This window comes from Leptolyngbya cf. ectocarpi LEGE 11479, assembly GCF_015207065.1.
GTDB lineage: Bacteria > Cyanobacteriota > Cyanobacteriia > Phormidesmidales > Phormidesmidaceae > Leptothoe > Leptothoe ectocarpi.
The window spans coordinates 1-10711 of sequence record NZ_JADEXP010000219.1; the positions used below are offsets into that span (position 1 = coordinate 1).

At 51.1% G+C, this 10711-nt stretch carries 9 protein-coding genes; 4 read left to right on the forward strand and 5 right to left on the reverse strand.

The features are described 5' to 3' along the window. Positions 1–130: 130 nt before the first annotated feature. The 4 genes from hisS to lysA all read right to left on the reverse strand — a co-directional run bounded on the left by hisS (position 131) and on the right by lysA (position 4500). Entirely contained in the window at positions 131–1414 is a 1284-nt protein-coding gene (gene hisS, locus IQ260_RS20140) for a histidine--tRNA ligase (RefSeq protein WP_193994883.1), read from the reverse strand. Between the two features lie 149 nt (positions 1415–1563). Next, positions 1564–1854, reverse strand: a complete 291-nt coding sequence (gene pedR / locus IQ260_RS20145) for a photosynthetic electron transport-dependent transcriptional regulator PedR (protein WP_193994884.1) — start codon at positions 1852–1854, stop codon at positions 1564–1566. An 86-nt stretch (positions 1855–1940) separates the two neighbouring features. Continuing rightward, complete coding sequence (gene cdaA, locus IQ260_RS20150; protein WP_193994885.1) at positions 1941–2792, reverse strand: diadenylate cyclase CdaA; 852 nt, start codon at positions 2790–2792, stop codon at positions 1941–1943. A gap of 310 nt (positions 2793–3102) precedes the next feature. Beyond that, the gene (gene lysA / locus IQ260_RS20155) at positions 3103–4500 is read right to left on the reverse strand and encodes a diaminopimelate decarboxylase (protein ID WP_228016292.1); all 1398 of its coding nucleotides are present in this window, start codon (positions 4498–4500) and stop codon (positions 3103–3105) included. A gap of 169 nt (positions 4501–4669) precedes the next feature. On the opposite strand from lysA, the gene rimI reads away from it, so the two are divergent. The 3 genes from rimI to IQ260_RS20170 all read left to right on the forward strand — a co-directional run bounded on the left by rimI (position 4670) and on the right by IQ260_RS20170 (position 8963). After that, entirely contained in the window at positions 4670–5230 is a 561-nt protein-coding gene (gene rimI, locus IQ260_RS20160; protein ID WP_228016293.1) for a ribosomal protein S18-alanine N-acetyltransferase, read from the forward strand. Between the two features lie 325 nt (positions 5231–5555). Further along, entirely contained in the window at positions 5556–8027 is a 2472-nt protein-coding gene (locus tag IQ260_RS20165; protein WP_193994886.1) for an ATP-dependent Clp protease ATP-binding subunit, read from the forward strand. A 444-nt stretch (positions 8028–8471) separates the two neighbouring features. Further along, a complete protein-coding gene (locus IQ260_RS20170; protein ID WP_193994887.1) occupies positions 8472–8963 on the forward strand; it encodes a hypothetical protein in 492 nt (163 codons plus the stop codon). A gap of 92 nt (positions 8964–9055) precedes the next feature. Here the strand turns inward: IQ260_RS20170 and IQ260_RS20175 are convergent, their stop codons facing one another. Further along, positions 9056–10015 carry a DUF362 domain-containing protein gene (locus tag IQ260_RS20175; RefSeq protein ID WP_193994888.1) on the reverse strand — a complete coding sequence of 320 codons (960 nt, stop codon included), beginning with the start codon at positions 10013–10015 and terminating at the stop codon, positions 9056–9058. Between the two features lie 138 nt (positions 10016–10153). On the opposite strand from IQ260_RS20175, the gene IQ260_RS20180 reads away from it, so the two are divergent. After that, positions 10154–10711 (forward strand): DUF554 domain-containing protein (locus IQ260_RS20180; RefSeq protein WP_193994889.1); only part of this gene is annotated, 558 nt, incomplete at its 3' end.

Sequence of the window (10711 nt, forward strand, 5' to 3'; positions counted from 1 at the left end):
CAGGGAACCATGGCTTCTGTCAGGGTTAGTGCGGTGGGAGCGGCTGGGACAATCTGCTCCACGGCATGCATTTCCAGATAGGTTGTGGTGACCTCTAGTCTGGCCATTGTTTGGGGTGTTCTAGAAAAATTTAAGGGTGACGCAGAGTTGCGATTTTTGTTTTTAGGGTATCGATCTGCTCGATTAAATCCTTTTGGGATAGTTCTGACTGTTCCCCTGAACTCAACCATTTGAGCTGTACAGCGCCATTCTCAGCTTCGGCGTCCCCCAGGATGAGACAGCCGGTGGCTCCACTCCGGTCGGCCCGCTTAAACTGTTTACCAAAGGCACTACTGCTGAGGTCAACCTCAACGGAAAATCCTTGATGGCGCAGCTTTTGGGCTAAAACTGTGGCAGCGGGCTCTGCTTTTTCTCCGCGAGAAACAATATAAAAATCAAGGTCAGGAGCCGGGGTGTTCTGGAGCTGCTGGAGCAAAATCGTGAGACGCTCTAGACCAATGGCAAAACCGATGGCGGGCACATCTGGCCCTCCCAGCTGCTGAACCAGACCGTCATAGCGACCACCGCCACATACGGTCGCCTGGGCACCCAGATCGGCTGACATGATCTCAAAGGCGGTATGGGTGTAATAGTCGAGACCACGTACTAGCCGAGGATTAATCGTAAAGTCAATACCAAGGGCGCTGAGCTGCTGTTGCACCTGGTCAAAGTGTTGCTGGGAGTCATCGCTGAGGTGCTCCAACAGGCTAGGGGCGTCCTGGACAATTGCTTGGGTACGGCTATTTTTACTGTCGAGAATGCGTAGGGGGTTACGGGTGAGACGATCTTGGGAATCGGTATCCAGCTCGTCTTTATAGGGGGTGAGGTAGCTGACTAAGGCATCACGATAGGCCTGACGGTCTGCACCGCTACCCACTGAGTTGAGGTCTAGGGTCAGGGATTTTAACCCGAGGGATTTTAGCAGATCGGTTGCGATCGCAATCACCTCCACATCGGCCCGAGGATCGCGACTCCCCAAAATTTCCACATCCAGCTGGTGAAACTGTCGCTGCCGACCCTTTTGGGGTCGCTCATAGCGGAAGGCAGGACCGACATGCCACAAACGCTGGATGCCGCCACTGGCAAAAAGCTTATTGCTAATAAATGCCCGCACCAGACCCGCTGTAATTTCAGGCCGCAGCGTAATCGAGCGCCCCCCCCGGTCTTCAAAGGAGTACATCTCCTTGCCGACCACATCAGTCGCTTCACCAATCCCCCGTGCAAACAGTTCTGTCTGCTCAAACATCGGTGGTCGGATTTCCCGATAAGCCACGCGGTGTAGAATCTCCCGAGCAGTCGCTTCCACATGCTGCCATACACCGATCTCGTCGGGCAGAATATCACGGGTACCTCGCAGGGCCTGGATGGTGCTCATCGCTAGATGGTTAAAAAGTACATTGGGCACTGCCCACCCTATCAAACAAATGATGGGAAATGATGGCAAATGATGGGTGAGTTTTAATTGGGGCAGGCGCTACATGCCTCATGCATCACACATGTTCTAAGGTCAATTGATGACACGCCCTAAGACGCCAGTTCCTGCTGTCCTTGTGTATTGGGTAAAGTACAGCAGTTGACATCATCGATACATACCTTGCCCCACTTTAAAGCCCAACGAACCAAAGCTACCCGGTTACCGGTTTCGGTTTTATTGAGCACATTGCTAATGTGGTTATCGACGGTGCGTTTACTAATATCTAGACGAGCAGAGATTTCTTGATTGGTTAAGCCAGCAGCAACCAGCTCAACAATTTGCAATTCCCGTTCTGACAGGGGAGCTTTCTCTTTTTCATGGGGAGATTGGCTGGCTGACATGAAAATACCCTTCGCTCACTGCGTATTTATGCTTAGTGCTCGTTCTATCATAACCATTTTTAAGATGGGATATGCGGATTGACTTATTAACGTTTGACCAATTGTCGAGTCCGCTTCCACAGGCCGGTTAATCGACGGCTCAGATTTAGCAGTTCGGGGGAAACGGTGTCGCTTTCAACCGACTCCGAGAATTGCTCCTGGAGTAATTCTCGGAGTCGGTTGCTGGTGAGGGGACGATTGAGTCGTCCCCGTTGGGCAATGGAAATGGAACCCGTTTCTTCAGAAACCACGATACATAGACAGTTTTCAATCCGTTCAGTAATACCCATGGCTGCCCTATGGCGGGTGCCTAGCTGACGGGATGCAATCCGTTCTGAAATGGGTAAGATGACGCCCGCTGCGATAATGCGTGACGCCCGGATCAAAACAGCACCATCATGTAGTAATGTACTTGTCTGAAAAATAGTTTGGATCAGTTCTTTAGATAGCTCTGCATTGAGCCGTACCCCCGGTACTGAAAAGTCATTTTCATCAATGGGCGGACCCGTTTCTAAAATCATTAGGGCGCCTGTACGTTTTTGGGATAGCTCACGAACGGCATCTACCAGCTCATCGATGACGCTATCGGGTCTAGAGACAGGCTTATTGCTGGGGGAAAACAGCTGTCCGAGTTCGCCCCGCCCTAAAATCTCTAAAAAACGCCGAATTTCTGCCTGTAGCATAAAGGCCATGGCTACGGCTGCACCAAAGGATAAATTGGTCAGGACAAAGCCCAGCAGCGAAAGCTTTAGTGCATGGCTGACTACAGCTGCCAGCATGAGTACGATCAGTCCTCGAATCATCCATAGATTACGGCGCTCGCCAATAACCACCAGCATCAAGTAGATGAGAACGAGAACGAGGGCAATGTCAATGATACGGACAAACAAACTTAGCAAGTGTTAGCCCCAACCTGGGTTTTCAATATAAAGGTTTAGTAGCGCTTAAGATGTCTAGCCCCGGTGGCAGTCTGCAAACCGCTCTGTGGCTGTCGTTTGCCAATCCTGCGTCTCACGACCTAATTTGCATAAATCAGCTTCCTGCAGGGGATTCCAGGGTTCAGCAAACGCTGCTTCTAATTGCAATCTACGAGGGGCCAGGGCCGATCTCAGGATGCACCTAGTTCAAAAATTAGGCTCTAACAGGACCTGCAGGATTGCATCCTATTCTAGGCAACGGTTCGACGAGATGCCATCGGGTTCTCTCGGTCTAAACTTGCAGGTGGGGGGGAAGACGATCATAACGGATGAGGTCCGCGTCGGTTTCTCGTTCCACTATTAAGGCAGCCTGTCCGTTGTGGACTAGCACAGCAGCTGGTCGAGGAACGCGGTTGTAATTGGACGCCATGCTGTAGTTGTAAGCCCCGGTAGCCGGAATAACAACAATGTCGCCCGGTGCCAATGGGGGCAGCTGGGCGTCATGAATCACCACATCTCCTGATTCGCAGTGTTTCCCAGCCAGGGTGATGGTTTCACTCAGGGGGGCTGACATTTTACTGGCGGCGAGCACACGGTACACCGATTGATAGGTAATGGGGCGGGGGTTATCAGACATGCCGCCGTCAACCGCTGCATAGTGGCGAATGCCCGGTACGGTCTTTTGACCGCCCACGGTATAGGCTGTGATACAGGCACTGCCTATGAGGGAACGACCCGGTTCACAGATTAGCCTGGGGAGAGGCACGTTGGCTTGCTCGCAAGCCTTAATCATATGCTTGCAGACAACGTTGGCCCAGTCTGTAATGCTCGGTGGGTCATCCGTTTCGGTATAGCGAATTCCCAAACCGCCGCCGACGTCCAGTTCGCTAATGGGGAGTCCATATCGCTTGGCGGTTTCCATCCAACTCACCAGCACATTGGCTAAATCTTGATGGGGCTGCAGCTCAAAAATTTGGGAGCCGATGTGGGCATGGAGACCGATGCAATGCAGGTTGGACTGTTGGGCGACATAGGCAAAGACGGCTTCTAGCTGGTCTGGGTCAAAGCCAAATTTGCTGTCGATGTGGCCAGTTTTGATGTATTCGTGGGTGTGGCACTCAATTCCGGGGGTTAGCCGCAGCAGTATGGTGATGGGGCTGACGGCAAGGGCGCTCAGGATTTTGAGTTCGTGCCAGTTATCGACCACAATGCGACAGCCTGCGGCAATCCCCTGCTGGAGTTCATGCTGGGACTTGTTATTGCCATGAAAGTAGATCTGTTCTGGACTGACTCTGGCCTGGAGAGCGCTCAGAAGTTCGCCTCCAGAAACAACGTCAATAGCTAAGCCTTCTTGAGCTGCGATCGCACACACCGCCAAACAATTCCAGGCTTTCGACGCATACATCACCAGAGACTCCCCTGGATAGTAACGCTCAAACGCTTGTCGATATTGCTGACAGGCCGTCCTGAGGGTAGTTTCATCCAAAATATACAGCGGTGAACCAAACTCCTCGATCAAATCGAGCACATCACAGCCACCAATGGTCAAATGGTCATGCTCATTCACCTGAGCACTCAGGGGCAAAATCCTCTGATTGGGAGATGCTGACCCATCAGCCTCCAGATAGTCAAGACTTGAGGGAGTTATTTGATTGGTAGAAGCAAGGGTGTAAACCATAGAGTTAGTCATCAGGATTGCTGGCATTGGCTCCATGGGTTACCCGCAGGGAGCTCTTGGGGGCTCTGGGGACTTAGGCTAGCCCAGAGCCATACGCAAGCTCCAGTGTACAATTCGTGACTGTCCACCAGCTGCTTTCCAGCCAGTTATTGGCGGACTGTAGCTCCTCCAGACTTGCTCCATGCTGACGATCATGCTGACGATTCTGACCTGCCAACTGCTGACCGAGGAACTGCTACCGGCGGTTCTAGAACTCGATCAAATTTGCCTGGGAGGGCTGTGGACCGAAGCCGGTTATCGCCGTGAAATTGAGAGCCCTAACAGTGATTTGCTAGTGCTGCAGGCGGCCAATCAAGTCATTGGTCTGGGGTGTTTGTGGGCAATTTTAGAGGAAGCGCACATTACCACCCTGGCGATCCATCCTGATTACCATCGACAGCATTTGGGGCAACTACTGCTGACCCAACTCCTCCGGCTTGCCCGTAGCCGTGGCCTTACCCATGCCACCCTAGAAGTTCGTAAGTCTAACCATCGTGCCCTGAGTCTTTATCAAAAGTTTGGCTTTCGGACGGCAGGAGAACGGAAAAAATACTACAGCGATGGTGAAAACGCTTTGATTTTATGGTGCAGTCTCCCAAAAACTGCGGATGACCAGTGGCTTAGGCCGCTAGAGCGAGAATGCGCAGAAACCCTGCATCAACATCGATACCAGTGGTCTTCCTGTGTAACATTTACTCATTAATACGTAGTAAATATTCATGTCTAGACTAGTACAGGGAGCCAATGGGTCAAAACACCTAAAAACCAAGTATTTGGGGCTCAAACGAGGACTGTATCAGGCTGAACTCTAGAGCTAGGATGTCAGTGGTCAGACAGACAGGATGTAACTAGCACGACTCAGGGCAAGCCACCTAAATGCTAAGACTCACTTCAACAAAACATAGATGAAGTGAGTCTTCATCTATCGCTAGATCCGTTGCAAGTCGTGAATACCGGCACAGTTTCACCAAAAATGGCTGTGCTAGAATCAGGTCAACTCCGCACAAGCCAGGTGATGAAAAGCCGCCATGTTTGAACGCTTTACAGAAAAAGCCATTAAGGTGATCATGCTCGCCCAAGAAGAGGCCCGCCGCCTGGGTCACAACTTTGTGGGTACTGAGCAAATCCTTCTCGGTCTCATCGGAGAAGGAACCGGCGTAGCCGCCAAAGTTCTGAAGTCCATGGGGGTCAATCTTAAAGATGCTCGGATCGAGGTCGAAAAGATTATCGGTCGCGGTTCCGGGTTTGTCGCCGTAGAAATTCCCTTCACACCGCGTGCTAAGCGTGTACTAGAGCTGTCTTTGGAAGAGGCCCGTCAGCTGGGTCATAACTACATCGGTACTGAGCACTTGCTGCTAGGTCTAATTCGCGAAGGCGAAGGTGTAGCTGCCCGTGTTCTCGAAAATCTTGGCGTTGACCTATCGAAGGTACGCACCCAGGTGATTCGGATGCTGGGTGAAACCGCAGAAGTGTCCACTGGCGGTAGTCAAGGTCGTACTAAGACTCCCACCCTCGATGAATTTGGTTCCAACCTGACCCAGATGGCATCGGAGGGTAAACTCGACCCTGTCGTGGGACGTCAAAAAGAAATTGAGCGGGTGATTCAAATTCTGGGTCGCCGTACCAAAAACAATCCTGTTTTAATCGGTGAACCGGGTGTGGGTAAAACCGCCATTGCGGAAGGGTTAGCCCAGCGTATTGCCAATGGTGACATTCCCGATATTCTTGAAGAAAAACGGGTGGTGACCCTTGATATTGGTCTCCTGGTAGCGGGTACTAAATACCGTGGCGAATTTGAAGAGCGCCTGAAGAAAATCATGGATGAAATTCGCTCAGCGGCGAATGTCATTCTAGTGATTGATGAAGTCCATACGCTGATTGGTGCGGGTGCCGCCGAAGGGGCAATCGACGCCGCCAATATCCTCAAGCCGGCTCTGGCTCGGGGTGAGCTGCAGTGTATTGGGGCTACTACGCTGGATGAGTACCGTAAGCACATCGAGCGTGATGCCGCTCTAGAGCGACGTTTTCAGCCGGTGATGGTAGGTGAACCCAGCGTTGAAGAAACCATCGAAATTTTGCATGGTCTTCGCGATCGCTACGAACAGCACCACAAGCTGAAAATTTTAGACGAGTCCCTAGATGCGGCCGCTAAGCTAGCCGACCGTTACATCTCGGATCGCTATCTGCCCGATAAAGCCATTGACTTGATTGATGAGGCGGGGTCTCGGGTTCGTCTGATCAATTCTCAGCTGCCCCCGGCGGCCAAGGAATTAGACCGTGAGTTGCGGGTTGTGCTTAAGGATAAGGACAATGCGGTGCGTTCCCAGGACTTTGATAAGGCCGGTGAGCTGCGCGATCGCGAAATGGAAATCAAAGCTGAAATCCGTGCGATCGCTCAAAGCAAAAAAACTGACGAAACCGGTAGCTCCGATTCTTCTCCAGAAGTAACCGAAGAGGACATCGCCCACATCGTCGCATCTTGGACTGGCGTACCAGTCAATAAGCTCACCGAAACCGAGTCCGATAAGCTGCTCAACATGGAAGACACCCTGCATCAGCGTGTCATCGGTCAGGATGAGGCCGTCAAAGCCATATCTCGAGCCATTCGACGAGCACGGGTAGGTTTGAAAAACCCCAACCGACCCATTGCCAGCTTTGTCTTCTCCGGACCTACGGGCGTCGGTAAAACCGAGCTCACCAAGACATTGGCATCCTACTTCTTCGGCTCTGAAGAAGCCATGATCCGCCTGGATATGTCTGAGTTTATGGAGCGCCATACCGTTTCTAAGCTGATTGGCTCACCTCCGGGCTACGTAGGGTATAGCGAAGGGGGACAGCTCACTGAAGCCGTACGCCGTCGTCCCTATACTGTTGTGCTCTTTGATGAGATTGAAAAGGCCCACCCCGATGTCTTCAACATGCTGTTGCAGATTTTGGAAGATGGTCGTCTAACTGACGCCAAAGGCCGCACCGTGGACTTTAAAAACACGCTGCTAATTTTGACATCTAATATCGGTTCTAAAGTGATCGAGAAAGGTGGCGGTGGTCTTGGCTTTGAGCTAGAGGAAGATGCCGCCGAGTCCCAGTACAATCGCATTCGTTCCCTCGTGAATGAGGAACTCAAGCAGTACTTCCGACCTGAGTTCTTGAACCGCTTAGACGAAATCATCGTCTTCCGCCAGCTCACCAAGCCTGAGGTTAAGGAAATTTCCGATATCTTGCTCAAGGAAGTCTTTGGGCGGTTAACCGAACAGGGAATTGCCCTGGAAGTGACCGATAAATTCAAGGACCGACTGGTGGAGGAAGGGTATAACCCCAGCTATGGTGCCCGACCGTTACGTCGTGCCATCATGCGGCTGCTGGAGGATACCTTAGCGGAAGAAATTCTATCTAGCCGTCTCAAGGATGGCGATGCCGCTGTCGTTGATGTGGATGACAAAGGCAAGGTTGTTATTGCTGCTAAGGAAAAGCGTGAGCTGCTGACCCAAGGGGCTGACTAGAACCTGGGACTAGATACAGCTAACAAAAGAGTGGCGCTCTGGAACAATTCCAGAGCGCCACTCTTTTGTCGTTGCTAATTTAAGCAAGGCGCTACTAGCTAATATTTAGCCAATAAAATCATAGTTCGGCTCAGCAACGGCTCTTTTTAGGGAACAGGGTGGTTTAAGCTAGAAAGCATCGCTTAAACACAGATACGTTAACTGTTGTAAACTGACATGAAGCTTTCTTGCACACCATAAGCCTCAGCTCTGATAATGGGTTTACCTGCAAGCAACGCTGCGATTAGGCTGCGATTGTTGACAAGTTTTAGTGAAGTGATTGTTGAGCGTTGCTAATTTTTTGGATACTCTCGTCTGTTAACTGCTAGTGAATAGCAGCGACAGCAGACACAGTTATTCCATCGATACCAACGCCATTGCTGTTTGATTAGGAGCATAGTTAGAGTGCTGGGCAAACTTTTTGGTAAAAAGTCAGACAAAAAGTCTGGATATTTTTTAGAGCTGTCTGAAGAAGAAGTTGCAGCGCTTCCCAAAGCGGCTAAAGAGCAGGCAGCAGCTGCCGTATCAGAGACAGTTGCTGCTGTATCAGAGGCAGCAGAAGCGGTATCGGAAGCAGTAGAGTCAGTAGCTAGCGACGTAGCACCTACACCTTCTAAAAAAGCAGCTTCTAAAAAAGGAGCAGCTTCTAAAGCAGCACCTCAGCAGGAAGCGGCACCTCAAAAGAAAGCAGCACCTCCTGCACCTACGAATGACCCTGTTGAGCTAATTCGTACTGCGATCGCAGCTTCAGCTAGTAAGTCAGCTGCTAACTCGAACTCGACGTCCACGTTCGACTATAGAGCTCCGGTTACACCCGTACGTCGCCGTCGTCCAGGTCCTAGCATGTCACCATTTAAATCAATGGCCAAAGGCATTAAACGATCATCTGGTTTTTAGACCAACGATTTAAAGGCTATGGTCAGTTTAAACAGGGGAGGCAATCTTGCCTCCCCTGTTTGATTTTTAGCTGCTGACCCAGGACGAACCCTCTAACGCTGGGCATAGGCTGTCATTGGCTCCTTGATAAAACGGATGTATAGGTGCTTAAAGGTAGACTTCATCACCCGAGGCATGCCGAAATCGATGGGCATCAACTTTTCGGGGAGTTGCCAGTCGTCAATCCGTAGTTCAGCGGGTGATTGCAGCACAAACTGGATATGCTGAGGACACAAACCAAGACGCTGCGACGCTGTAACCGTTGGCACTTGTGCAGGATTTACCTGCAGGATATCGACCATCGCTCGATCCAGCGCATAGACATTGGGTGATGCTGCCAACACACCTAGATTTCGCGGCTCACCACCGCTCGGTCCGTTGCCTTCATGACCAACAATGCCATCTAAAATCGTTAGGTCTGGATTAATGGCCTGGGCAGTTTCCACCAGCATCTGAGCAAATCGCTGGCAGTCTTTACCCGCTTCCATATGCCACCAGGCTTTCATTTTGCCCGGTACACAGCCAAAGAGATTTTTTACCCCCAGAGTCAGGGTAAGCTGCACGTGGGATTTCACCTTGGGCAGGTTAATCACCACATCGGCTGAGATCGCTTCTTTAGACAGCAGTAAATTGTCAAAGTCGCTGTCCTGCTGCTCAAGCTTGTAGCGTTTGCCATGGAGTTCCACAATGGGTAGGTCCAGTTTTTGAGCCCACTCTAGTAGGCCATTGGCCTTGGCCACACCGTAGGCACTACCAAAGGCGGGACTATCCCCCAAAAAAGGGTTACCACCGACTTCTTGAACCAGTTTGGCGACGCAGTAGACCAGCTCGGGGCGAGTGGTACATTCCTTTGTAGGCCGTGCTCCCGTCAGTAAATTAGGTTTGAGGAGAACCCGTTGACCTGGTTTGACATAGGCTGCCATGCCGCCCAAGGGGGCCAATAGAATCCGAAGCTGCTGTTCTAGCACATCGACATCATAGGTAGTGGCTTGGAGCAGACTAACGGAAACCATAGGAATCTAAAGGAAACGGCCAATATCACCATTCATTGTGGAGCCGGTCCTTTGAAAGCGCAATAAAACCAGCTAGAAAAAGTACCCTATGGACTGTACGGTGGTCATGGAACGCTAGGGGGTGATGGTGAGGTTGCTATGTTGAGCCTGTGGGCAAAAACCAGCGGAACTTGGATTAATGTGGTGCTGGTGCTGTTGGGAACTGGCAGTGGGCTGTTGGTGCGTGGGCATTTACCTCGGGCGATGCAGGATGTGATTACCCAGGCTATGGGGTTGATCACGTTATTTATTGGCATGCAAATGGCCCAGCCGTTAACTCAGATCGACGCAGGGCAGATTGCCGGTGTGATTGTGGGGATGGTGTCTCTAGTTATCGGTGGACTGTTAGGAGAATGGTGGCAAATTGAAAAACGTCTAGCCACCGTTGGCGATGCCCTAAAAGCGAGATTTGGCGGTGGTAGCCGGTTTACTGAGGGCTTTATTGCCGCCAGTTTGTTATTTTGCATTGGCCCCATGGCAATTTTAGGCAGCCTCAACAACGGTCTCAGCGGTGATAATACAATTTTGGTGGTTAAAGGCACCATGGATGGCCTGATATCAATTGCCCTAACCGGCAGTTACGGGGCAGGTGTAGGGTTTTCAGTACTACCAGTAGTGCTTTACCAGGGCGGACTATCACTGTTGGCTGGATTGTTG